21 protein-coding genes are annotated in these 23,440 nt (G+C 54.5%); 11 read left to right on the top strand and 10 right to left on the bottom strand.

What is annotated here, in order from left to right; translation table 11 throughout:
* Window positions 1–28 precede the first annotated feature (28 nt).
* Window positions 29–2,146 (bottom strand): glycoside hydrolase family 52 protein, encoded by a 2,118-nt coding sequence (locus tag NST04_RS17845; protein WP_341185441.1) that lies wholly within the window; start codon window positions 2,144–2,146, stop codon window positions 29–31.
* A 174-nt stretch (window positions 2,147–2,320) separates the two neighbouring features.
* Between NST04_RS17845 and NST04_RS17840 the strand changes: the two genes are divergently transcribed.
* The 4 genes from NST04_RS17840 to NST04_RS17825 all read left to right on the top strand — a co-directional run bounded on the left by NST04_RS17840 (window position 2,321) and on the right by NST04_RS17825 (window position 5,565).
* Window positions 2,321–3,286 carry an AraC family transcriptional regulator gene (locus tag NST04_RS17840; protein ID WP_341185440.1) on the top strand — a complete coding sequence of 322 codons (966 nt, stop codon included), beginning with the start codon at window positions 2,321–2,323 and terminating at the stop codon, window positions 3,284–3,286.
* Window positions 3,283–3,633 carry a cupin gene (locus tag NST04_RS17835; protein WP_341185439.1) on the top strand — a complete coding sequence of 117 codons (351 nt, stop codon included), beginning with the start codon at window positions 3,283–3,285 and terminating at the stop codon, window positions 3,631–3,633. The genes NST04_RS17840 and NST04_RS17835 overlap by 4 nt, the downstream gene beginning before the upstream one ends.
* A 296-nt stretch (window positions 3,634–3,929) precedes the next feature.
* Window positions 3,930–4,682: a YdcF family protein gene (locus tag NST04_RS17830; RefSeq protein ID WP_341185438.1), complete on the top strand. Its 753-nt coding sequence runs from the start codon at window positions 3,930–3,932 to the stop codon at window positions 4,680–4,682.
* A 61-nt stretch (window positions 4,683–4,743) separates the two neighbouring features.
* Window positions 4,744–5,565 (top strand): aminoglycoside phosphotransferase family protein, encoded by an 822-nt coding sequence (locus tag NST04_RS17825; protein ID WP_341185437.1) that lies wholly within the window; start codon window positions 4,744–4,746, stop codon window positions 5,563–5,565.
* A gap of 91 nt (window positions 5,566–5,656) precedes the next feature.
* On the opposite strand, the gene ybaK is transcribed toward NST04_RS17825, so the two are convergent.
* The 4 genes from ybaK to NST04_RS17805 all read right to left on the bottom strand — a co-directional run bounded on the left by ybaK (window position 5,657) and on the right by NST04_RS17805 (window position 9,841).
* On the bottom strand, window positions 5,657–6,127 hold the full coding sequence (ybaK, locus tag NST04_RS17820; protein WP_341185436.1) for a Cys-tRNA(Pro) deacylase: 471 nt from the start codon (window positions 6,125–6,127) through the stop codon (window positions 5,657–5,659).
* Between the two features lie 12 nt (window positions 6,128–6,139).
* Window positions 6,140–6,412 (bottom strand): YolD-like family protein, encoded by a 273-nt coding sequence (locus NST04_RS17815; protein ID WP_341186786.1) that lies wholly within the window; start codon window positions 6,410–6,412, stop codon window positions 6,140–6,142.
* 85 nt (window positions 6,413–6,497) lie between these two features.
* On the bottom strand, window positions 6,498–7,922 hold the full coding sequence (gene aspA / locus NST04_RS17810; protein ID WP_341185435.1) for an aspartate ammonia-lyase: 1,425 nt from the start codon (window positions 7,920–7,922) through the stop codon (window positions 6,498–6,500).
* Window positions 7,923–8,161: 239 nt separating this feature from the next.
* Window positions 8,162–9,841, bottom strand: coding sequence for a hypothetical protein (locus NST04_RS17805; protein WP_341186785.1), 1,680 nt, complete (start codon window positions 9,839–9,841; stop codon window positions 8,162–8,164).
* A gap of 223 nt (window positions 9,842–10,064) precedes the next feature.
* Between NST04_RS17805 and kduI the strand changes: the two genes are divergently transcribed.
* Genes kduI through kduD form a run of 3 tightly spaced genes read left to right on the top strand, consistent with a single transcriptional unit; the run spans window position 10,065 to window position 12,482 of the window.
* Window positions 10,065–10,898, top strand: coding sequence for a 5-dehydro-4-deoxy-D-glucuronate isomerase (kduI, locus tag NST04_RS17800; protein ID WP_340940149.1), 834 nt, complete (start codon window positions 10,065–10,067; stop codon window positions 10,896–10,898).
* Between the two features lie 34 nt (window positions 10,899–10,932).
* Window positions 10,933–11,688 (top strand): DeoR/GlpR family DNA-binding transcription regulator, encoded by a 756-nt coding sequence (locus NST04_RS17795; RefSeq protein WP_341185434.1) that lies wholly within the window; start codon window positions 10,933–10,935, stop codon window positions 11,686–11,688.
* A 38-nt stretch (window positions 11,689–11,726) separates the two neighbouring features.
* On the top strand, window positions 11,727–12,482 hold the full coding sequence (gene kduD, locus NST04_RS17790) for a 2-dehydro-3-deoxy-D-gluconate 5-dehydrogenase KduD (RefSeq protein ID WP_341185433.1): 756 nt from the start codon (window positions 11,727–11,729) through the stop codon (window positions 12,480–12,482).
* A 104-nt stretch (window positions 12,483–12,586) separates the two neighbouring features.
* Here kduD and NST04_RS17785 read toward each other — a convergent pair whose 3' ends face one another.
* Window positions 12,587–14,011: a hypothetical protein gene (locus NST04_RS17785; RefSeq protein ID WP_341185432.1), complete on the bottom strand. Its 1,425-nt coding sequence runs from the start codon at window positions 14,009–14,011 to the stop codon at window positions 12,587–12,589.
* Entirely contained in the window at window positions 14,008–14,757 is a 750-nt protein-coding gene (locus tag NST04_RS17780; protein ID WP_341185431.1) for an ABC transporter ATP-binding protein, read from the bottom strand. The genes NST04_RS17785 and NST04_RS17780 overlap by 4 nt, the downstream gene beginning before the upstream one ends.
* Window positions 14,758–14,924: 167 nt before the next feature.
* Between NST04_RS17780 and NST04_RS17775 the strand changes: the two genes are divergently transcribed.
* From NST04_RS17775 to NST04_RS17765, 3 genes are read left to right on the top strand one after another with little or no spacing between them, the layout of a single operon-like run.
* Entirely contained in the window at window positions 14,925–15,146 is a 222-nt protein-coding gene (locus NST04_RS17775) for a helix-turn-helix transcriptional regulator (protein WP_036699162.1), read from the top strand.
* The gene (locus tag NST04_RS17770) at window positions 15,133–15,585 is read left to right on the top strand and encodes a hypothetical protein (protein ID WP_341185430.1); all 453 of its coding nucleotides are present in this window, start codon (window positions 15,133–15,135) and stop codon (window positions 15,583–15,585) included. Before NST04_RS17775 ends, NST04_RS17770 begins: the two co-directional genes overlap by 14 nt.
* A 27-nt stretch (window positions 15,586–15,612) precedes the next feature.
* The gene (locus tag NST04_RS17765; RefSeq protein ID WP_341185429.1) at window positions 15,613–16,248 is read left to right on the top strand and encodes an NUDIX hydrolase; all 636 of its coding nucleotides are present in this window, start codon (window positions 15,613–15,615) and stop codon (window positions 16,246–16,248) included.
* 103 nt (window positions 16,249–16,351) lie between these two features.
* Here NST04_RS17765 and NST04_RS17760 read toward each other — a convergent pair whose 3' ends face one another.
* Window positions 16,352–18,430 (bottom strand): beta-galactosidase, encoded by a 2,079-nt coding sequence (locus tag NST04_RS17760; protein ID WP_341185428.1) that lies wholly within the window; start codon window positions 18,428–18,430, stop codon window positions 16,352–16,354.
* Window positions 18,431–18,620: 190 nt separating this feature from the next.
* On the opposite strand from NST04_RS17760, the gene NST04_RS17755 reads away from it, so the two are divergent.
* Window positions 18,621–19,493, top strand: a complete 873-nt coding sequence (locus tag NST04_RS17755; RefSeq protein ID WP_341185427.1) for an AraC family transcriptional regulator — start codon at window positions 18,621–18,623, stop codon at window positions 19,491–19,493.
* A 373-nt stretch (window positions 19,494–19,866) separates the two neighbouring features.
* Here the strand turns inward: NST04_RS17755 and NST04_RS17750 are convergent, their stop codons facing one another.
* Both NST04_RS17750 and NST04_RS17745 read right to left on the bottom strand, forming a co-directional pair.
* Window positions 19,867–21,606, bottom strand: a complete 1,740-nt coding sequence (locus tag NST04_RS17750) for an ABC transporter ATP-binding protein (RefSeq protein WP_341185426.1) — start codon at window positions 21,604–21,606, stop codon at window positions 19,867–19,869.
* Window positions 21,603–23,342, bottom strand: a complete 1,740-nt coding sequence (locus NST04_RS17745; protein WP_341185425.1) for an ABC transporter ATP-binding protein — start codon at window positions 23,340–23,342, stop codon at window positions 21,603–21,605. Before NST04_RS17745 ends, NST04_RS17750 begins: the two co-directional genes overlap by 4 nt.
* Window positions 23,343–23,440 lie beyond the last annotated feature (98 nt).

Genomic DNA, 23,440 nt, shown 5'->3' with positions numbered 1-23,440 from the left:
ACACCGCCGGACGTCCGGCTTCAACTATCTACGCCCGTTGTTCCTCCAGCCACAGAATGGCCGTTACTCCGCGCGGGTAATATTTGCTGCCGGTGATTTCGCCGGAGATAATCTGGTCACTCCAGCTCCAGATCGAGAGCTGCGGATGCGTAAGCCAGGCCGTATGGGCCTGATCTGCCGCGCGGCCCTTCTCATCCCATTCCAGGCCGAGAATTTCTCTGGCGATGAACTGGGAGAGATAGATTTTACTCAGCCAGCTGTTATTGCTGGTGGAGGAGATTTTCCAGCCGCCGTCATCGAACAGACAGACTCCCTCCACGAGCACAGCCTTCAGATGCGTGTCCAGTGCCTCAAGATATTCGCCGAACCGTCCTCCGCGCTCCAAGGCTTCCTTGCAGCCGGTGAAGTAAGGGAACACCAGGCCTTCGATGGCCGGGATAATCTTCGAATCATTGCCTTCGCCGATGACCGCCGGAATGTAGCCGCCTTTGGTCACACTCGCCACGATAGTAGCCGCACAGAGTTCAGCCTGCCGGCCGGCAGTCTGGGACAGCTCCGTATTGCCGTTGTCGCGGAAAATCCGCTCCATAGCCAGATAAGCAGCCCAGCATTTTCCTGCCAGATAAATATTGTTGCGCGCCTGGCCCAGGGAGACATCCAGACTGTCATAGGTCGTAATCTCTGCACCGCCCATGGTCCGTGAGCTGTCGAGCGCCATCACACCGTTGCGCTTCGCCGGGTCCGGATGATCCCGGTTCAGCATACTCTGCAGGCAGCTCTCCAGTACCGTCAGATTGCGCTCCATCCAGCTGCGGTCCCCGGTATGCTCCACATAAGTTGCCGCAGTGAGAATCCAGTTGACCAATTGCTCGTGGGTCATATGCGAGAAGCAGCCATCAATGCCGTACAGCTCATAGGAGGAATACCCCGGACGAGACACGGCGTTGGCTACTCCCATATCATGCGTGAAGCTAAGTCCGCCCGGATACTCGATCAAGTCTCCCGGGAAGCGGACGGTGTCGGCATAACTGAACCGGTCCACGAACATATCCAGCTCATTACGGACGGTCCACGGATTCATCTTCAGCTCAAAGAACAGCTGGTCTACCGTAAGATCGAACGTATTCATCATCCGGTACTCGCCTTCGTTGACGACCCAGAACGGCTGGCCTTTGTACTCCAAGAGCTCGGTAGAGCCGTAATAGCTGCGGATAGCGTGAGCAAGCATGAAGGTCTGGTCGTCACTTAAGGCCGTTCCCTCCAGCATTCCGTTCGCTTGTTCAGCCTGCTGCTTCAGCGTGTCGAACCGGGATAACGCATATTCCGCAACAGCTTCCACATTGCTGTAATAGCGGTTATAGTAATAGCTCGCATCCATTCCTGATGTCACATAACCGGAGCGGTGGAAGCAGACCGCGAACTGGTACACCTTGCGTTCACCGGCGGGCACATCCATAATCAGCGCGCCAACCTGCCCCAGCCCGAAGGTCCAGTTCTCCTCCAGCTCCGCTGCAAGAATATCCTCCATTGTAAAATGCATTGCCGCCTTCACACTTCCCTGCTTCGCGGCAATCGCCAGGAACCGGCCCTGGCCGACACCCGTCAGATCCTCCTGGCCTCCATCGAATCTTCTCAGGGCGCTATACGGGTCATTCCCCTGGAAACCGAAGAAAGCACGGCGCGCAGAGCTGCCCGCTGTGTTATCGACTTCAAGCTCTACCAGCACGGCTGGAAGCAGTACTTCCTTCAGCTCTGCCTCCGAAGCCGTCTCCGGGTCCGGAACGGGCCGGACGGGCGACAGAATGCGGAAAGTGAGATCGCCGGCCTGCCAGCTGTCCGTTGTAAGCCGGAAATCACGCGTAATTTCATCTTCCCCGAAGTGAAACAGCGTCTGCGGCTTGTCCGGACTCGGGTCCGGGTTCTCAATATCGTAGCGCTTGCTCTCATCGTCACTGCCCTGCTCATGGAAGGGCAACGTATCATAACCGCGGCCGTCCTTGCGCGCAAGCCCAATATATATGTTCTGTCTTGGCGGTCTGCCGAGTTCGAGGTCAAAGCCGCCGGACGCTCCTTGAAATCCGAGGGTGAAGCTTGAGAATGATCCTATCGGTGAATGATGGGCATTGAAGAATTTGTTAGTTGGCATACAGTATATACACTCCCTCCAGCTGTGTCCCGGCAGTGCCGGGCTCTAGCTCTATGTTAGCGCTCCCCGCCCCTCAGGCAACAGGCGCAAAGCCTCCAATTATTTGGACAAATCAATCGGACGCAGCGGCCTATGCTATAATAGATCCATCTTTTAACAAAGAAGAGGTTGAACATGAACGTATTAGATCCCGGCACACAGCATTCCATGGACGGACGCATGTCCCCGGATGTTCAAGCTGCCTTCCATCTCTTCGCCGCCCACTGGCGCAAGGTGAACAAAGAGTGGCAATATCCGGCACACACTCACCCGATGTTCGAGATCAACATCGTTCTGCAGGGCTCGCAGCACATGGCTGTAGGCGGACATTCTTACATCCAGGAGAGCGGTGACATTCTGTTCATCCGCCCGGGTGTGCAGCACTCCAGTCTGGGCGCAGCCGCAGGGGATGAGATGTCTTATTACTGCCTGCACTTCGACATTGACGATTTGGTTCTGCGCCGCTCCTTAATGACAATGGATACCGTCAGTCTAAGCGGAGACACCCCGGAGCTGAAGGCGATCCGCGCTTCCCTGGATGACATTATCCGCTCAACCATTCTCCCGGAGGCCAGCGATGCCCAGCGGGGCCGGCTGGTGATGCTGAACGCTTCGCTCCAGTTCTTCACCGCCCTTAGCGGCTGGGTGCTGGCTGCCCTGCCTTCTCCTGCCCGGAGCACCCTGCCGGGAGTGACAGAGAAGACCGTCGCCCTGGCGAATGCCATGGAAGGGCTGCTGCAGGAATCCGTCTTCACCGCTGCGGCATCAGGCAGCAGAGCTGGAAGCATCGAGGAGATTGCGGCCAGGCTCGGCTATAGCCCCAACCACTGTAACCGGGCCTTCCGGCAGATCTACGGGCTGCCGCCGAGACAGTATCTCTCCGATCTCATTATCCGCCATGCCAAGCTCCTGCTGCTGGACAACAGCCTGTCTGTAGAGAGCATCGCCTACCGGCTGGGCTACCGCGATGTGTCCCATTTCAGCAAGCAGTTCAAACGCTGGACCGGCCTGCCCCCAATGGGCTACCGCCAGCTTACGGAGGAGCCGGGTAAGACAGACGATGGAGCGCCTCTTCCGCGCTCACAAGGAGGTTTACAATGAGGATTTACCATTTCAAACCAGATTCAGGCAAACCAATAACCGCCTTCAATTCCGATTTCATCCTATCCCGGATTATCCAGACTGAGGAGAAGACGCATATCGGCTGCGTATACCTTGGACACCAGGGAGTAATCGGTTTTCATCAGGCGACCTGTCCGCAGCTGCTGCTCATTGTGAACGGTGAGGGGTATGTGCGCGGAGAGGAAGCTGAATTTACAGCTGTGTGTGCAGGTCAAGCCGTCTTTTGGGAGCGGGAGGAATGGCACGAGACCCGGACAGATTCAGGATTGACTGCGATTATTATTGAAGGAGATTCGCTGAACCCTGCCGCCTACATGACTCTCTAACTGACAAAGATGAGGACTGAGCTTCCGCTATATGAGCAAATCAGGTGAAATTTTGGGACAATCGGACTGAGATTCCGTTATGCGTCCTAACAGGTGTCCTCTGAGGCTCAAAAGTACAAACTAGCGGAATCTCAGTCCGTTTCGGCGCTAACACACGTGATTTTGGCAAAATAACGGAATCTCAGTCCGCTTCAGAAGGCAGATCACCGGGAGCGCGCATGGAGGGCACTTGAAGCACGAAGCACGAAGCACAAAACAGCTTATCTTTTATCCTATTTGTAAAAGTTGGTGACCGTATGATCTATCTCATTAAATTCGTATACAGCTTTGTCCTGCCGCCCGGGTTATTTGTCCTGCTGCTGCTGGGCATGGTGGTCTGGCTGTGGAAAAACAGCCGCCGTCCTGCGGTCGTGCTGCTGGCGGTCACGCTCCTGCTCTATCTGTCGATGACCTCTGCTGTCGCCGACACACTGATCGGGAGCCTGGAGCGGAAGTATCCTCAGCCTGCCGCCGCAGAGGGGGATGTGATCGTTATTCTCGGCGGCGGAGCCACCTCCGGCACCCCGGATCTGGACGGGCAGGGCAATATGTCCGGTCCGGCGGCGAACCGGCTACTGGCAGCTGCACGGCTGTACCGTGAGACCGGCCTGCCGGTCATTTTCTCCGGGGGACAGGTATTCGCCGACAGCGGCAATGAAGCGGATATCGCCCGGCGGCAGCTCATCGGCCTCGGCATCCCCGCAGAGGACATCCTGCCGGAGAACCGCTCGCTCAACACGGAGCAGAATGCGGTCAACACCGCGAAGCTCATGCAGGAGCATGGCTTCAGCCGTCCTGTTCTGGTAACCTCCGGCTTCCATATGCCGCGCAGCATGGTCCAGTTCGGGCAGGCCGGACTTACGCCGCAGGCTTTTCCAGTAGATTTCCAGGCCAGCCGTCCGATGTCACTCTATGTAAGCAAATTCACTCCTTCTGCCGGAGCCGTCTCTACAACCGGGCTGGCCCTGAAGGAGTATCTGGGGTTAATAGCCGCGAAGCTGCTGCCTTGACCCCTGCAGCTGGCTGCACACGGCCGTACGCCCATCAAAGAAAGCGAGGTACCTTTAGCCAATGAACCCGTACGATGAAGAGAAATTAACCGGCGGAAATGTAAATGAGATTATCCGCAAGGCAGACACCGTCCGCCGCCCCACAGGGAGCTGGAGCACAAGTATTCATGCACTGCTTCAGCATTTGGAGCAGCAGAATTTCGCTGGAGCCCCCAGATTTCTGGGCATAGATGAAGCAGGGCGCGAGATTCTATCCTTTCTACCCGGCGAGGTTCCGGGCAACGCGTATCCTGAGCTGGAGCCGTACATGTGGTCTGAAGAGACCCTTACGGGCCTGGCGCGCCTGTTACGCAGCTATCATGATGCAACGGAGGGTTTTGTAGCGAATAGTATACATATGGAGTGGCAGCTCCCCTATGCCGATCCTGCGGCACATGAAGTGATCTGCCATAATGACGCGGCGCTGTACAATGTGGTGTTTCAGCATGGTGCGCCCGTGGCGCTGATTGATTTCGACATGGCCGGTCCGGGCCCGCGCCTATGGGATATTGCCTATACCCTCTATACTTCAGTTCCGCTCGCCAGTTTTGCTCCTGACTATCTGACAGGCTCCACAGTACCTTACCAGACAGACCTCCATGCAGCAGACCGGCAGCGGCGGATTGAGCTATTTTTCGAAGCCTATGGACTGCCTGTCCCGGAAAATCTGCACGACTGGCTGACCCGGCGGCTCACGGCTATGTGCGATACGCTGAAGAAGGAGGCCGAGGCGGGCAACCCTGCTTTTGTCCGTATGGTGGAAGAAGGCCACCTGGCCCACTATGAGCGAGAGCTGCAATTCATAGCTGACCATTATAGCGAATGGACTACTGCTTCTCTTTGAAAAAGAAAAAAGCAGCAATTCTCACATTACTGGAGAGTTGCTGCTTTTCGTTTTTTGCTAATTAGGAGTGAATATCGCATCCCACGTTACTCTACTCTTTAACCAACTCCGTAAAAACCGCAGACACCGCTTCGCCCAGCAGCTTCGGCTCAAGCTCCATCTGAACGCCGATCCGGCCTGCGCTGACTGCAATGACCTCAAGCTCCACCGCACTGCTGTGAATGAACGTAGGGTAAAGCTTCTTCATCCCGACAGGGGAACAGCCCCCGCGCACGTATCCCGTATGCTTCAGCAGCTCCTTGAGCGGCAGCAGCTCAATCTTCTTGACTCCGGCGGCTCTGGCCGCGGCCTTCAGATCCAGCTCTTCAGCAACCGGAATCACAAAGACGTACGGCTGCGGCCCGCTGTGTGCGACCAGTGTCTTGAATACTACTTCAGGAGGCAGGCCAATCTTCTCAGCAACCGCTGTTCCGTGAATCAGCCCGTCCTCATTGTCGTAGCTATGAATGGTATAGCTTATCTTCCTTGCATCCAGTATGCGCATGGCATTCGTTTTGTTCATCTGCCGCTCCCCCTAATCCCGGGGGTAATTGATTTGCATAATGTCCATGAACGGCACCTTGATAATCTCTTCATGATTTCTGACATGCACCCTGCCGGTACGCGAATCCATCTCTACAATCACTCCGCGCACCTCTTCTTCCTTCCCCCAGACCGTCAGCAGAATCTCGGAATCCTCCTGCTTCGCCTCTACCAGCTGGTTGCCCAGCTCCTCAAGCACGAATTCGTCGCGGGTTGGACGTTTTGCCACTTTTGCCTTCGCCACACTTTGCCTCCAGTAAGCCATTACAGAATATAGGATCATGCCCGGTGTAAATGCTCCTGTCTATTATACCATGAGAGGAAGCCTGATTTTACACAATTCACGATTATTATTCATGATTCAAAAGCGCCGCCCCCGCGATGCCGGGATGGGTCATTTCATACGGGTCCAGAATGAGATTCAGCTCTTCTTCACTCAGTACATTGTATTTCAGACACAAGGCCCGGACCGATTCTCCGGTCAGAATAGCTTCCCTGGCAATCCGCGAGACGACCTCATATCCCAGATGCGGGTTCACGGCGGTAATAATGCCGACGCTTCGCTCCACCTCACGCGCAAGCTTCTCCTTATTGGCTTCAATCCCTGCCAGACAATAGTCGGTGAACACCCGGAAGGAATTGTTCATGATGCTGATCGACTGAATCAGATTGAACACCATCACCGGCTCCATCACGTTCAGCTCCAGTTGACCGGCCTGAGCGGCGAGACAGATCGTATGATCATTGCCGATCACCTGAAAAGCCACCTGGTTAATCACCTCGGCCATCACCGGATTCACCTTGCCGGGCATGATAGACGATCCCGGCTGGCGGGCCGGCAGCGTAATTTCATTGAAGCCCGAGCGCGGGCCGGAGGCCATCAGGCGCAGGTCGTTGGCGATTTTGGACATATTCATCATGCAGACCTTCAGGGACGCCGAGACTTCGGTATAGGCATCCGTATTCTGCGTGGCATCCACCAGATGCTCCGCGCTGACCAGCGGCAGACCGCTGATCTCAGCCAGCAGCTCGACGACCCGCGTAATATAACGGGGATCGGCGTTCAATCCGGTACCCACGGCGGTCGCGCCCATGTTCACCTCATAGAGATGGCCCCGCGTATGCTCGATCCGCTGAATGTCGCGCTCCAGCACCCGGCTGTACGCCTCGAATTCCTGTCCCAGACGGATCGGCACCGCGTCCTGCAGGTGAGTCCGTCCCATTTTGATGACCGAATCGAATTCAGTAGCCTTCTGCAAAAATACACCGTGCATCGTCCGCATCGTGATCAGCAGCTGCTCCAGCAGCGATAGTGTAGCAATATGAATCGCCGTCGGAAAAGCATCGTTCGTCGATTGCGCCATATTCACATGAGTGTTCGGACTAAGCTGCAGATAATCTCCCTTGGCCTTGCCCAGCAGCTCCAGCGCACGGTTTGCAATCACTTCATTGGCATTCATATTGAGCGAGGTGCCCGCGCCGCCTTGAATCGGATCGACGATGAACTGCTCATCCCAGTTCCCCGCAATCACTTCATCTGCCGCTTGGACGATGACCTCCCCCAGGCCTTTATAGAGGCGGCCGATTTCCATGTTGGCGAGCGCAGCGGATTTTTTGACAATCCCCATCGCCTTGATTAATTCATGATGCACACGGTAGCCGGTAATCGGGAAATTCTCCACCGCCCGGAGGGTCTGTATCCCGTAATAGGCCTGATGCTCCACCTGCTTACTGCCCAAAAAATCCTTCTCCAGCCGATATTCTGTCTCTGACATCCTGCTCTCCCCCATGTCTTCAGTAGTAGATCCTCAGCTGCAAATTAGTCAACTTATTCTTTCCTTGCAGCCCTAAAGATATTACCTTCATTGCTGCTCCATGCTCAGGCCCTATGCGGGTAGCGCAAAGAACCCGGCAGCCATTGCTGACCCCCGGGCTCTATGTCATTGTAGCTTAAAATTTGAGATAGTTCCAATCTGAAAAAATCTTAAGATCCCCAGGAGGCGGAGTGTCCCGTTTAGACATTATAATGTTCAAATAATACCGGTTTGCCGTTAATCTGCGAAAGTATTCCCGTATGCTTATTGTCAATGCTGAGCTGCAGGCGTTCATTCCCGCTCCAGGCCGTATACGCTGCCGAGAGGCCCTCTCCCTCCGTAAATTCCGGTGCCCGCTTCATAGCGGCTGCAGCGAATTCCTCAAGCCCGTATATCCCCAGCTCTGCCGCCTGATCTGTGCTAAGCGCTTCGACCACGACGCCTCCCGGCATGTTCTTGGACGTTACCTCCAGATAGGATGACCGCTCCAGCAGTTCATAATCTTGTGATACATAGACGGCAAAATACACATTGCCCGCATAGCCAAGCAGCGCCTTGGGCTGCCTGATCCATTCGCCTAGCGGAAGCACCCCGACGATGGCTGTATCTGCTCCTTCGGGCACAGGGAACAGCGACAGTACCGTGTTCCGGTGATATAGCACCTCCATATAAGGACTCTGGTGCCGGGGATCGCCCGGCTGATAGCCTTGACCCGGATGGAAAAAGTAAAGCCGGTTCACACCTTCCGCCGCCGGAACCGGCAGCGAGAAGGCCCAGCGCAGCTGCTCATTGTCGAATTCCTCCACCCGCTCCCACATCCCGCCTGCCGCGTAATCCTTGCAGATATAGGCGTAAGAATGCAGCGCCGGCTGGCGCTCCGGGGAACCGGCAACCACCTTCTCAGTCTTCTTGCAGACCTCCACCGGTAACTGGCGGTTCAGCGCAGTAGAGCGCACCTCTTCCGGTGCTTCATAATAGAGGAACCCTGCGTATTCGGTACGGGGCATCTCCGCAGGCAGAGCAAAATCCCCGAACTGCACATAGTCGTGCAGCACATTGCCGTCTGCCGGAACATCATGCGGCCAGCCCCGGGAATGCGCGCCTGCCCACGCCCCTTGCAGATACCATTGGCTCCGCTCAGCCCACAGGAAGTCCAGCATCCCGCCAAGCATCTCTCTGACGCTGCTGTCCTCTTCAAGCTCCCAGGCACAAGTGAATGCCTGTACCCAGTGCCAGAACCACGGCAGGCTGCCATACTCCGGCATGCCCTTCGCACGGATATGCGCCAGCGTGATCTCCAGGCTGTGCCGCCCGTCTTCCCGCAGCTCCTCATCCTCAAACAGCTGGCCGAAGATCAGCTTCGCCGCCGTATATTTCGCTTCATGATGGCCGAACTCCGCTACCTGCTTCCGGAAGAAGCCGCTGCGGTAGATATGTCCAATTGCTGTATGGAACGCCACGCGCAGTCCCGCGCTGAACCGGGCGGAATATCGCTTGCAGAACCAGACCATCAGGCTGCCCATGATCTCCACCGGCAGCTCATGCGGTGCAGCCTCCTGAGGCGCGGGGCTTAGCCCCAGCGGCCAATGTCCATATAAGGGTGTTCCCGGCATCCGGTTCTGAAGTCTAACCGTCTCTAAAAGTACAGCTTCGGCCTTCCGCTTGGCATCCTCCCGGCTGAACGGCAGCTCCAGGTTATCATCCACCGCAGCGGCAAATAAATAGGAAGCATAATAGAAGTTGTTGCGCACATCATCATGGAACCAGAGTCCGCTGAACAGCAGCGGACGGCGCTCTGCCTCCACTGCGGCAGCGTACATAATCTCCCGCTGGCGTACTATATAAGAAGTCTCTTGCTGATGCTTAGGCTGGTCTGTCATATTGCTCACCCTCCACAGTGATATTTCTATCATTTATTTTACAGTGCAATTCGTTCTCTCCTGCTCTATTGTGCACGCTTTCAGTACATATGGCAATCTTATCAGTGAATAAATAAACTAAAATAAACGTACTAAAAAAGATTATGCTTGATAAATGAACGTAAATGGATTAAATTGTACCTATACGAACGAAAATATGTTTTCTAAGGAGACTGAATATTCGATGGAAAGACGTTTTGCATCACATCCGAATGAAGTGAAGCAGTTTGACACTGAGCGCCTGCGCAAGGAGTTCCATATCCCGGTGATCTTCGCACCAGACGAGCTGAAGCTTGTCCTGACGCATGAAGACCGTATGATCGTTGGCGGAGCAAATCCGGTGAACGGCGAGGTGGCTCTGACTACGGACCTCAAGGAGCTTGGCGTAACTTACTTCCTGGAGCGCCGTGAGCTGGGCGTTATCAATGTCGGCGGCAAGGGTTCGGTTGTTGTGGACGGAACTGAATATGAGGTTGATTTCAAGGAATGCCTGTATGTGGGCCAGGGCTCGAAGGATGTTATTTTCAAGAGCGCAGACAGCGCTAAGCCGGCAAAATTCTATCTGAATTCTGCTCCGGCGCACCAGTCCTACCCGACTACGAAGACTACGCTGGCTGAATCCGAATCCGGGGCTATGGGCGGTCTGGAGAATTCCAACGAACGGACGATTCACCGCTTCATCCACACGAACGGCGTGCAGAGCGCACAGCTTGTCATGGGGATGACTCAGCTGAAGCCGGGCAGCATGTGGAATACCATGCCATCGCACACGCATCCCCGCCGGATGGAAGCTTACTTCTATTTCGATCTGCCGGACGATTCCATCGTCTTCCACCTGATGGGCGAACCGACCGAGACCCGTCACATTGTAATGCACAATGAACAGGCTGTTATCTCTCCAAGCTGGTCCATTCACAGCGGTGTGGGCACGCATAACTACACCTTCATCTGGAGCATGGCTGGAGACAACAAGCGTTACGATGATATGGACCCCGTAGGGATGAAAGAATTACAATAGAAGCAAATCAACTACGGAAAGATGAGGCAGGCGGATGAACCCGATACGGCGGCACGAGATGATTATGGAAGTTATGCTGAACCAGAAGGATGTAACCGTGAACGAATTGAGCGACAAGCTCCAGGTCACCGGCAAAACGATCCGCGAGGACTTAAGCAAGCTGGAGGAACAAGGACTGATTATGCGCGTCCACGGCGGCGCCGTGCTGGCACAGAGCGATCAGTTCGGCATTCTGCCCCTGCGCAATCCGCTGGATAAATACGCTGAGGAGAAGACGGAGATTGCCCGGCGTGCGCTGGCGCATATCGCTCCGGATGACATCATTGCCCTGGACGGCGGAAGCACAACGCTTGAGATTGCCCGGCGGCTGGACAATATTCCCCTTACGGTCATTACCAATGATGTCTACATCATCAGTGAGCTGGTTCCCAGAGACAACATCCGGCTGGTCGTTCCCGGCGGTTACCGTGTCCGCAATATGCTGGCCGGTCCCGAAGCCGTGTCCTATGTACAGAAGCTTAATATTCAAAAAGCCTTTCTCTCGGCCACAGCCGTTCATATTGAACACGGCCTGTCCATCTACACCGGCGATCTTATAGATTTCAAACAGGCGTTAGTCTCCACGGCCCGTCAGGTGTTCGCCGCATGCGATCACCACAAATTCGGTCAGACCGCGCTGCGCACCTTCGCTTCCCTGCAGGAGGTCGATGTGCTGCTGACGGACAGCGGGCTCGCCCCGGAGACCGCCGGGCTGTTCCGCAAAGCTGGCATTAATATTGAATGCGGGTAACTATACAATTCCAATAGCTCAAAGGAGAGATTAATCATATGTCATCTTTATTCAGCTTGGCAGGTAAAACAGCAATCGTAACAGGCGCAGCGCAAGGTCTTGGACAAGGCATTGCCATCGCCTTCGCAGAAGCCGGTGCAGACGTAGTCTCCGTATCTCTTAATTCCAGTGACGAGACCGTAGCAGCCTGTGAAGCTTTTGGCGTCAAAGCACTGAGCATCTCCGCTGACCTCAGCGATCATTCCAAGCTTCAAGGCATGTTCGACGAAGCCGTTGCCTTCACCGGCAAAGTGGATATCCTCGTTAACTGTGCAGGCATGATCCGCCGCACTCCGGCCAAGGACCATAGCGAGAAGGACTGGTTCGATGTCATCAACCTCAACCAGAACACCGTCTTCCTGCTGTCGCAGATCGTCGGCCGCCACTTCCTCGAAAGAGGCAATGGCAAAATCATCAACATCGCCTCCATGCTCTCCTACCAGGGCGGCATCAATGTGCCGGGCTACACAGCAAGTAAGCATGCCGTAGCCGGTCTGACCAAAGCCTTCGCCAATGAATGGGCCGGCTCGGGTCTTAACATCAACGCGATTGCTCCAGGCTACATGGCTACTGAGAACACCGCTCCAATCCGTGCGGACCAGAGCCGCTCCGATTCCATCCTTGACCGTATTCCAGCCGGACGCTGGGGAACTGCTGAAGATGTGAAGGGCCCTGCCGTATTCCTGGCCTCCGCCGCTTCCGACTACCTGAACGGCCACATTCTGAATGTGGATGGCGGCTGGTTGGCTAGATAAGGAACGACAAGTAGAAACGAATGCCGTCCTTACAGAGACGGCACCCATACAAAGAACCCCCGGTTGCTTCTTAATGAAGCATGGCCGGGGGTTTTGTATGTTCCTTATAGTCTGCTCATGAGCTGAGGCCGGGTTATGTTGTCCGAGATTCTTTTTAAACAGATCAGATTGCCAATTACAAGAATCACGAGATAGATTATGGCCCCTACTAGCATATCCGGAACCAAGTAGATGACCGCTAATACCGGGAACACAAACAGAAAGGACAGAAGGCTTGTCGCATACAAGCCCTGACGCGGAGTTCTGAGCCGCAGAGAAAGAATAGCTGCTATGAACATCATGGCGATGGATGAGAGCAGACCAACGGGAAACAGCAGGATAAGCTGTGCAGCTGTATAGCCTTGGATGGAGACAAGCTCAGGACTGATCAGCGCTGCAATAGATACCCCCGCCAACGTCAGCAGGGATGAGAGGGCCAGCATGACCGCCGTTACAAGCACTGGAATCATACATTTAGCCAGAAAGACCGGCCGGATCTGCAGAGGTGTAGACAATAGGGCTTCCCCTGTCTTATATACTTTTTTCCCGCCTATGGAGTACGCTATCAGGTTAGTCGGCACTCTCGGTATCATTAGCACGGTTAGCAGGACGGCATAGTTGAGGTCAAGCGTTCCCGTAAAATACAGCAGCAGAGACACCATAGCAACCGGCGAGAAGCACAGAAATCCAAAGCTCAGGAGCATTCTTTTCAAGGTCATCAGCATCTTCCATTCCAATCTTAACACTATGCCAAACTGAGATCCCGGGAGAGCTAAGGATATACGCTGCTGACGCCCTCTCTCCGGCTTCTGGATGGCTATCGGCTGGAAAAAATCCGGCTGCTTCATCTTCCTGATCTTCGCCGCGAACATCGATATAACCCAAAGGTAAATCAATGTACAGATGCAACTTACAATCAGCGCCGAGAACAAGTCCACAGTTCTTATAACCGACAGACAGATGACCAGGAGAAAGCTGAGAGGATAAGCCATTAGCGACACCCGCTGGTTGGCAGCCCGCAAATCTCCTGATGTGGAGGAAACATACACCCCGCCCATGCATATTGCACTATAATTCAGTCCAGCTACAATCATGATGCACATCCATTGCCAAGGAATCAACGCTGCTCCGCCGCCGGTAAGATAGCTCGTTAACGCAGAGCAGAGAACGGTTATAGTGAAGTAGACCAGCGCAAATAAGAAGCAGAACTCAAACTTCCTCCAAAGCATGCTTTTCCCATGGATGGGACTGGACAGGAGTGTCTCCAAAGTGCGGTGCTCCCGTTCCCCTGCAATGCTGCCCGATAACATGGGTCTCAGTAAGACTGACGTAAGTAATGCTGCGGTGGCTAAGGAGACTTCTACCCCGTGCATGAACAGTGGAAGGATTATACCGGTAATGCCTATGGACAGGCCGTAAAAGAAGAGCATCCCTTTGTCACTTGTAAACTCTGCGCACTGCATACGAAAAACGGGATAGGATCTGTTCATCTGCCTCCCCCCTGCTCTATCTCCATGTACAGCTTCTCAAGACTGAATTGCCCGTTCTCCATGTAATGCTCGCTGTCCCGGAGCGCTGAGATGGAATCGGTAAAAATATTCCGCCCGTGCCGCAGAATCGTGATTCTATCGCATAGCTTTTGGACCTCTTCCAGGTGATGCGTGGTCATAATGATGGTGGTTCCCTCATCCTTTGCCAGCCGCAATAACATCTTCCTTAGATCGGTTGTACTGACAGGGTCAAGCCCATTCGTCGGCTCATCCAGGATCAGAAGGCGCGGTTTATGCAGTATGGCCCGGATCAGGGCAACCTTTTTCTTCATGCCGGTAGACAAGCCCTTAATCATCGTTCGTTTCTTGTCATGCAGTTCAAATGTCCGCAGCAGCTCGTCAATACGGCTACTAGATTCTACACGGCTCATACCATAAATGTCAGCGTAATACATCAGGTTATCCCAGACACTCAAAGACTCGTACAGCCCTGTATCTTCGGATAATACTCCGCACAGCCCGCGCACGCTATCCCCCTCCTGTATAGGATTCCGCCCAAAAACAATGACCTCCCCGTCGTCCGGCTCCAGCAGACCAAGCATCAGGCGAAGCGTTGTGGTCTTTCCCGCTCCATTGTGCCCAAGCAGTGCGTAGACCTCGCCCTCCGCGATACTCAGATCCAGGCCGTTTACGGCAGCGACATCGCCAAAGGACTTTCTGACCCCTGCGAACCGTATATTCTCCATGCTCCCCGCACCATCCTTTAGGTTATCTTATGTATAGCTTACTGCACATATTTAGTGTAGTCAACTACACATAAATGGTATAGTGAACTTGACTAAACCCGTAACCGTGCAACATAATAACAGAGTTGAGGTGCAGATAACATTACTTCAGGGGAGGTGGCTGGTTATTGAAGACAAGAATACGCGAGCTGCGAAAAGAGCGGCGGATTTCCCAAGAGGAATTGGCTAAGGCACTGCGTGTCACACGGCACACCATCACTTCAATCGAGAATGAAAAGTACATCGCCTCCCTCCCGCTTGCCTATAAAATTTCAAAATTTTTCGGTTTGCCGATCGAGGATATTTTTGATTTTTCAGATGTGGAGGATATCGACTATGAAGTCTTTTGAACAGGAGCTGCGGCGGCGGATCGTTATCAATTCCTTCTACGCGGCAGGTATGGGGATAACCGTTATTGTGGCGTTTATACTCAAAGCATTCGTATGGGGCAGGCTCGACATGCTGGACAGCTGGGATATAGGGATTCTCGCCGGTTTATTGTCCGGTTCGTGGATTTCTGCAGCTCTCCGTATTGCCAGGCTCCGCAAGGCGCTCAAAAACCCTGAAATACTAGAAGCGTTACATATTGCCGCGCAAGATGAACGTAACCGGATGATCGCCTTAAAAACGGGCAGGGCTGCTATACGTCTGTTCTTACTTTTATTGTCTCTTTCTGCTGTCGTCGCCTCTTTGATTAACCAAACCGTGTTCTTAACAATTGCTGTGACTTTGCTTACCCTTATGTTGTTGTACCTTCTGTTATCAGCATACTACTCCCGGAAAATTTAACTTACCGGGACAATGGAGGCGAATTGTATGAACGAAGAATTATTAGCTACATTCGATGAACAAGGAAATCGTACGGGGACGGCTCCCCGGGACGAGGTGCACCGCCAAGGCCTCTGGCATGAGACCTTCCACTGCTGGTTTGTCCGTAAGGCTGACAACGGGCTGAGGATCTGCCTCCAGCTGCGTAGTCAGCAAAAGAAAGATTATGCCGGGCTGCTCGACATCACCGCTGCCGGACATCTGCTGGCAGAGGAGACGGCCTTGGACGGCATTCGCGAGGTCCAGGAGGAGCTGGGACTTGCGATAGCTTTTGACGAGTTACAGCCGCTCGGGGTCATCCCCTACCAGATGGATTCCGCCGGATTCATGGACCGTGAACGGGCGCATGTATATGTCTATGAGAACCGCTATGCGCTCAGTGCATTCACGCCGCAGCTGGAAGAAGTGGCAGGCATCGTAGAGGCCCGCTTCACTGACTTCCGCAGCTTCATCTCGGGCGCAGACAGCAAGCTTCATGTGCAGGGCTTCCAGATTAACGGGAACGGTGAACGAACGGACATCGATGAACTAGTGGACTTCACGCGCTTTGTCCCGCATGAGCGTGAATATTTTAGGCGGGTGATTGAAGGGATTGAGCGGTTGTACGGTCCAGCCATAACCTAAGACATACTTAAAAGGCAGAACCCGTCGATGGGGTTCTGCCTTCTTCATCTCAATGTATCTTTGCAGATACATGTACTATATAACGCGATTCAGCCGCTTCTTCTTATGCTTTAGCCGCTGCGCGCTTCAGAATTGCCAGTCCGTTCACTGCCAGCGTCAGCTCGGCCGGGGCCGCTGCGCCGGATTCAACATCAGTGTAGGCTTGTCCGTCCAGCTTCACTACTTGCTCAGAGCCGCTGAAATTCTGCACGAATACATACTCATGCTCGCCGTCGGAACGCAGTTGGGCGGTTACTCCGGTCGGAAGCTCACTGTTCAGGGTGCGGCTAATCCGCTCTTTTCCGGTAATTGCGGCGTACAGATCCACATAGAACTGCGCGTCCTTCACACGTGTTGCCAGATGATAAGCCTTACCCGCTCCCAGCTTATTCACAGTGAGTGCAGGACGTCCGGCGTAGAAGTCGCTGCGGTAATGACCCAGCGCCTCAGCGCCTTCCAGATGAATCAGCTCGGCAATCTCATGCGCATCGTATTCACCGCTCAGCTTCAAGCTGTTGCCGGGGTCAAGCACCAGACCGTTCAAGTCGCGGCTATGCAGCCCTTCTGTCTCTTCGGCCCAAATGCCCAGCGTTCTGCGCAGCGGTCCCGGGAAGCCGCCCAGGTGACACAGATCAGTCTCGCCGACCACTCCCGACCAATAGGTAGCCAGGAAGGTTCCGCCCTGTTCAACGTATTTCTCAATCCGCTTCCCGTTCTCTTCGCTGATCAGGTACAGCATCGGAGCAATCACCAGCTTATAGCCGGACAGGTCATCGCCTGAGCCTACCACATCTACCGGAATTCCAAGCTCCCACAGTCCCCGGTAATGCTGAAGCACCGTCTCTTCATATTTCAGGCCGGAATTGCGGATCCCTTGGGCATCCTTCACCGCCCAGCGGTTATCCCAGTCGAACAGAATGGCTGTCTCAGCAGGAGTTGTAGTACCTACAACTTCCTCCAGTCCCGCCAGGGTACGGCCTACCTCAGCTACATCCTTGAAGACACGGGTCTCCGTATGTCCGCTATGGTCGATCACCGCACCGTGGAATTTCTCGCTGGAGCCGCGGCTTTTCCGCCACTGGAAATACTGTACGGAATCCGAACCATGCGCAACTGCCTGGAGTGAGGACAGCTTGTGCATGCCCGGACGCTTCAGCTTGCTGACAATCTGCCAGTTTGTGAGGGAAGGCGTGCTTTCCATGAGCAGGAACGGCTTCTTTTTGAAGCTGCGGTACATGTCATGATGCATCGCTGTCCAGGCGGCCAAGCGGGCGTCATCATCGTCCTCGGTATATCCCCAGTCCGGGTAAGCATCCCACGATACCACATCAAGAATCTTAGCCATGTTGCGGTAGTCCACGCCGTCAATCATGTGCATATTAGTAGTTACCGGCAGATCAGGGTTGAAGCCGCGCACCGCGTCAATCTCATGCTGGCAGAAGTTGATCGTCTGATCGCTTACGAACCGGCGCCAGTCCAGGTTAAGCCCGTGAACCTGAGTCTCACCATGCGGAGCAGGGGACTCGATCTGTTCCCAGGAAGTGTACGTATGGCTCCAGAAGGTAGCCCACCAAGCGTGGTTCACCTCATCCAGATCATTATTGTATTTCGCCTTGAGCCAGTCTCTGAAGGCATCCTGACAGTAATTACAGTGACATTCGCCGCCGAATTCATTAGAGATATGCCAGCCGATCACTGCCGGATGATGCGCGTAACGCTCAGCCAGCTTGGAGTTGATCAGCGCTGTTTTTTCACGGTAGACCGGTGAAGTGAAGCAGTGATTATGACGGACGCCGTGCAGGTTGCGCACCCGGTTCCGTTCCACCCGCAGCACTTCAGGATACTTCTCGGACATCCATGCCGGACGCGCACCGCTCGGAGTCGCCAGGAAGGCGTAAATTCCATTCTCTGCAAAACGGTCCAGGAGCTGATCCATCCACTCAAAGTTAAATACTCCTTCTTCGCGCTCCAGGGATACCCAGGAGAAAATTCCGACAGACATGACATTACAGCCTGCCAGCTTCATCATGCGGATATCTTCTTCCAGCACCCCCGGATATTTCAGCCATTGCTCGGGATTATAGTCGGCACCGTGAAGCATTACAGGAGCCTTGCTGCTGATTGCAGGAACTTTGCTGCTCATATGATTTCATCCTCTCGTTTATGTGTGATAGCAGATGTCAGGATGGGACTTTTCTCGGATACAGTTTCTTCTGTAGCACTGTCCCTCTTGCTTGTATCGATTTATACTATTTATAATAAAGGATATTCTGTGATCAATGGTAGGATAATAATAGCGTTAACATAGCACAAAATGAATATGAGGTGTTCGTATGCTCCCCTTCTCTCTGATTGAAATGCCGCGTGACCTGAATGCTTTTCCCCTCTATCCATACTCTGTCGGCCGTCATATCCAGTATCACCATGTGCGTCCTGCCGGATTCCCGGTGCATCAGATTTTTCTGATCCGCAGCGGCAGCGGGCGGTTCCGTGATCTGGAGGACGGCACCGAAACGGTGTTGCAGCCGGGGATGGCCTATGCCTTTCCGCCTGACCGCGGACATGAATATTATCCGTTATCCCACGAACCGTGGCATGTCGGCTTCATCGGGTTCCACGGCAGCCAGTCTGCCTCTGTTCTGGAGAGTCTCGGCCTGTTGCCTTCGGCCCCGTTCCGCCCCGAGCGGTTCGAGGAATGCTGGGACATGCTCGGCGGGATCTGGCACACGGTGAACGGGAACAGCTCGGCGCGTCAGGAGGAACAGCCGATGCAGGAGTTGTCGGTGACGCTGTACCGGCTGCTGCTGATGCTGCGCAAAAGTGAAGTCTCCACAGGTCCGGCGACCCGGCTGGAGAACGAGAATGTCCGTAACGATGCGCTTAATAAAGCAGTCAGTCTGATCAACGAGCATTTCACCGAACCGCTGCTGATCACCAATCTGGCGGCGGCTGTCGGTTATTCCGTCCAGCATTTCCAGCGTCTGTTCCTGCAGGAATACGGCGTCACTCCGCATAAATATCTGCAGAACCTGCGGCTGCAACGCGCCATGCAGATGCTGACCGAGGACCCGGAGCGTCCCGTGCAGGATATCGCCCTTAACCTCGGCATGGAGACCAATTACTTCATCCGGGTCTTCCGGAAGGCCCATGGAGTAACTCCCGGGGTGATGCGCAGCCGGGTGCATCCGGGCAAGGATCATTCCTGAGCTGCTCACGGAAACCGATCAACCCGAACGGCCATGGCCTCAGAACCATGTGTTCGGTTTTCGGTATACATTGGGCCCAACTGCCTTCTCGACAGCAATTGTGCACCTCATTTCCGCTTTTCGCTCGCATCCGGTGAATTCAAGTGCACTTCTGCACCTCATTGTGTTCGGTTTTCCGCATACATTTGGTACAACTGCCTTCTCGCCAGTGATTGTGTTCGGTTTTCCACATACATTCAAGGCGCTGTTCCTCGCCGTCAGGTTTCCGGCGCCGCTTCCCCCTGTTCCTTCTTCTTTCCCATAAAATAAAAATAGCTGCGGCACACTTCCGTAGAAGTTCTGCCGCAGCTATTCACAATAATCGTATACCTAGTTACACCGCCGTAAACTGGCTGTTGTACAAGCGGGCGTAGTAGCCTCCGCTCTCCAGGAGCTCATCATGCGTTCCGCTCTCCACGATATCTCCATCCTTCATGAACAGGATGTGATCCGCCTCGCGGATCGTGGACAGCCGGTGCGCAATGACGAAGCTGGTCCGGCCGGTGATCATTGCCAGGAAGGCCTTCTGTATCCGCGCCTCCGTCAGCGTATCAATGCTGCTGGTCGCCTCATCCAGAATGAGCATCGGCGGATCAACCAGCATGACGCGGGCAATGGTGAGCAGCTGCTTCTGGCCCTGGGAGAGATTATCTCCCGAGGTGCTGATCTTGGTGTCATAGCCTTCAGGCAGGCGCTTGATGAAGCTATGTGCATTCGCGGCCTTGGCGGCTGCAATCACCTCCGCTTCGGAGGCCTCCGGCTTGCCGTAAGCAATATTGTCGCGGATGGAAGCCCCGTACAGCCAGGTCTCCTGCAGCACCATACCGAAATTGCGCCGCAGACTGTCACGGGTGATGGAAGTAATATCTACGCCGTCAATCCGGATCGTTCCGCTATCCACCTCATAGAAGCGCATCAGCAGGTTAACCAGCGTGGTCTTGCCCGCCCCGGTCTGGCCGACGATCGCCACGCGTGTGCCCGGCTTCACCTCCAGACTGAAGTTCTTGATCAGCGGACGCTCCGGTGTATAGGCGAAGCTTACCTTGTCGAAGGTAATGGTTCCCCGGCTGTTCTCCATCACATAGGCATCCGGCTGGTCCGGGGCCTCCTGCGGGAGATCCAGAATGGTGAAGATCCGCTGCGCCGAAGCTGTGGCGGACTGCAGTTGTGTAATAACGCCAGTAATCTCATTGAACGGCTTCGCGAACAGACTGGAGTAGATCAGGAAGCTGGACAGATCCCCTACGGAGAACAGGTCTCCGATAACAAGCACACTCCCGATCATCGCAATCAGCGAAAAGGTGATATTATTGACCAGCCGCGTGGTCGGGTTCGAGAGCGAGCCATAGAACTGCGATTTCGTCCCTGTCTTGTACAGCTCATTATTCCGCTCCGCAAAACCTGCAAAGGAACGGTCCTCGTAATGATAAGCCTGCACCACCTTCTGCCCGCCGACGATTTCCTCGACATAGCCGTTCAGCCCCCCGAGAATCTTGGCCTGCTCACGGAACAGCTGCTGGGAGCGCATCGTAATGAAGCGGGCAACGAAGAAGGTTGCCGGAGCAGACAGCAGCACCACCAGCGTCATTATAGGGCTGATATAGAGCATCAGGCCTATGGCTCCGGCAATGGTTACGATCCCCGTCAAGAGCGTGGAGAAGCCTTGGAGCAGCCCGTCAGACACAGCATCCATGTCGTTCACGAACCGGCTGATGCTGTCGCCCTGGGGATGGTTATCATGGAACTTCAGGGGCAGGGCGTCCAGCTTGTCAAACAGCTCGCGGCGCAGGTCATAGACCGTGCGGAACGCCAGCTTATTCGTATAATAAGTGAGCAGCCAGCCGAAGAAGCTGCCGACCAGATACACACTGCCCAGGATCAGCAGCAGGCGCAGAATCTCCGGGAACTCCACCCGGTCCGGCCCAATCATATGGTCAATGGCGCGGCCAATCAGGAGCGGCCCGATCAGGCTGGCAATCACGCTCAGGATCGCGCAGAAGATAGCGCCATACGTTATTTTCCGGTACTCACGGGTATATTGAAACAGACGTTTCCAGGTCATTGTACTGGTCATTGTAATGCCTCCTCGCTTGAGAGCTGTGACATGCAGATTTCCTGATAGACTGCGCAGCTCTCCAGCAGTTCCTCATGCGTGCCGATTCCGGCAATCCGGCCTTCCTCGAAGACGATAATCTGATCGGCCTGCCTTACTGTGCTCACCCGCTGGGATACAAGCAGCACGGTCATATCTGTACTGTTCTTGCTTAGTGCACGGCGCAGTGCCGCATCCGTAGCGAAGTCCAGCGCACTGGAGGAATCATCCAGGATAAGGATCGGCGGATGTCCTACGACAGCCCGGGCAATGGTCAACCGCTGCTTTTGTCCGCCGGACAGGTTATGCCCGCCGCGTGCGACCAGCGTATCCAGCCCTTCCGGCAGCCGGGTGATGAACTCCTCAGCCTGGGCAACCGCCGCTGCGGCCATGATCTCATCCCGGGTAGCAGACGCCTTGCCCCAGCGGATATTCTCAGCAATCGTCCCGGTGAACAGCACCGCCTTCTGCGGCACGATGCCGATTCTGCTGCGCAGCTGCTCCAGCCGGTAGTCCCGTACATTTACACCCTCGACTCTAACTTCCCCTTCCACAGCGTCATAGAAGCGCGGAATCAGATTTACGAAGGTGCTCTTACCTGAACCGGTACTGCCAATTAGCCCAACCGTTTGCCCTTTAAGGATATCTACAGAGATATTCTCCAGGGCCAGTTCACCGGTCGTGTTATAGCCGAAAGACACATTGCGGAAGGAAATCACCGGCGCTGCACCGTCCGGCTTCGCAGCAGGTGCAAGAGCAGGCACTTCAGCAACGGAAGCTGTCATAGCCAGCACCTCATTGATCCGGTTCGCAGACGACGAGGCTTTGGTGAACAGAATGACCAGATTGGAGACTACGATCAGGGCCAGCAGGATCTGGGTTACATAGTTAATGAATGCAATAATCTCACCCTGCGACAGACTCCCGGCTTCAATATGAAAGCCGCCTACCCAAAGTATAGCAATTATTGCCGCGTTCACTACCAGTGTCGTCATCGGTCCCAGCCAAGCGGAGATCCGCCCGACACGGATGGCCGTCTGCGTCAGATCCTCCGAGGCATCATTGAAGCGCTGCTTCTCGCGGCGGCTCTCGGCGAAGGCCCGGATCACCCGGATGCCGGAGAGATTCTCGCTGAGCACCAGCGCCAGACGGTCCAGCTTCGCCTGATATTTGCGGTACATTGGCGAGCTGCGTGTAATGATGAAGTACAGAATGATTCCGAATACAGGAGTAGCGGCAATCAAGATCAGCGACAGGCGGAAATCCAGAATCATCGCCATAATAATCGCCCCGATACAGATGAACGGCGCGCGGATGACCAGCCGGATCAGCATGGCTACCGCCACCTGCAGCTGGTTGACATCGTTGGTGATCCGGTTGATCAGGGAAGGCGTGCCGATAATATCCAGCTCGGCATACGACAGCGAAGAGATATGCTTGAACATTTTGTTGCGCAGCGAGGTCCCAAAGCCCTGTGAGGCCCGCGCCGCATAATATTGGCATACCAGGGAGCAGCCGAAGCCCAGGATGGCCATTACCACCATCAGGGAGCCCATCTTGTAGACATAGCTGCTATCCTGCTTGGCAATTCCGTTGTTGATGATCAGGGCTACAATGGTCGGCAGCAGCAGCTCCAGAATCGCCTCCAGCAGCTTGAATACCGGCCCGATCGTCACTTCTTTTTTGTACGGTTTTAAGAAAACTGCAATTTTGTGCACATTGATCCTCACCTAACTTAGCGTAGTATGTAGTTCCTATTGAAAATAACAAAAGACCCGTTATGATTATGTCATACCTGTTTACATATTGATAATAT

It is taken from the genome of Paenibacillus sp. FSL H7-0756 (genome assembly GCF_038006765.1).
Lineage (GTDB): Bacteria > Bacillota > Bacilli > Paenibacillales > Paenibacillaceae > Paenibacillus_AQ.
The sequence above is the reverse complement of the archived record's forward strand: the minus strand, read 5'-3'. Positions and strand labels throughout refer to the sequence as shown.

Coding starts and splice junctions, on each gene's coding strand:
- NST04_RS17845 (WP_341185441.1), bottom strand. CDS start 2,146: ATGCCAACTAACAAATTCTTCAATGCCCATCATTCACCGATAGGATCA.
- NST04_RS17840 (WP_341185440.1), top strand. CDS start 2,321: ATGAACGTATTAGATCCCGGCACACAGCATTCCATGGACGGACGCATG.
- NST04_RS17835 (WP_341185439.1), top strand. CDS start 3,283: ATGAGGATTTACCATTTCAAACCAGATTCAGGCAAACCAATAACCGCC.
- NST04_RS17830 (WP_341185438.1), top strand. CDS start 3,930: ATGATCTATCTCATTAAATTCGTATACAGCTTTGTCCTGCCGCCCGGG.
- NST04_RS17825 (WP_341185437.1), top strand. CDS start 4,744: ATGAACCCGTACGATGAAGAGAAATTAACCGGCGGAAATGTAAATGAG.
- ybaK (WP_341185436.1), bottom strand. CDS start 6,127: ATGAACAAAACGAATGCCATGCGCATACTGGATGCAAGGAAGATAAGC.
- NST04_RS17815 (WP_341186786.1), bottom strand. CDS start 6,412: ATGGCTTACTGGAGGCAAAGTGTGGCGAAGGCAAAAGTGGCAAAACGT.
- aspA (WP_341185435.1), bottom strand. CDS start 7,922: ATGTCAGAGACAGAATATCGGCTGGAGAAGGATTTTTTGGGCAGTAAG.
- NST04_RS17805 (WP_341186785.1), bottom strand. CDS start 9,841: ATGACAGACCAGCCTAAGCATCAGCAAGAGACTTCTTATATAGTACGC.
- kduI (WP_340940149.1), top strand. CDS start 10,065: ATGGAAAGACGTTTTGCATCACATCCGAATGAAGTGAAGCAGTTTGAC.
- NST04_RS17795 (WP_341185434.1), top strand. CDS start 10,933: ATGAACCCGATACGGCGGCACGAGATGATTATGGAAGTTATGCTGAAC.
- kduD (WP_341185433.1), top strand. CDS start 11,727: ATGTCATCTTTATTCAGCTTGGCAGGTAAAACAGCAATCGTAACAGGC.
- NST04_RS17785 (WP_341185432.1), bottom strand. CDS start 14,011: ATGAACAGATCCTATCCCGTTTTTCGTATGCAGTGCGCAGAGTTTACA.
- NST04_RS17780 (WP_341185431.1), bottom strand. CDS start 14,757: ATGGAGAATATACGGTTCGCAGGGGTCAGAAAGTCCTTTGGCGATGTC.
- NST04_RS17770 (WP_341185430.1), top strand. CDS start 15,133: ATGAAGTCTTTTGAACAGGAGCTGCGGCGGCGGATCGTTATCAATTCC.
- NST04_RS17765 (WP_341185429.1), top strand. CDS start 15,613: ATGAACGAAGAATTATTAGCTACATTCGATGAACAAGGAAATCGTACG.
- NST04_RS17760 (WP_341185428.1), bottom strand. CDS start 18,430: ATGAGCAGCAAAGTTCCTGCAATCAGCAGCAAGGCTCCTGTAATGCTT.
- NST04_RS17755 (WP_341185427.1), top strand. CDS start 18,621: ATGCTCCCCTTCTCTCTGATTGAAATGCCGCGTGACCTGAATGCTTTT.
- NST04_RS17750 (WP_341185426.1), bottom strand. CDS start 21,606: ATGACCAGTACAATGACCTGGAAACGTCTGTTTCAATATACCCGTGAG.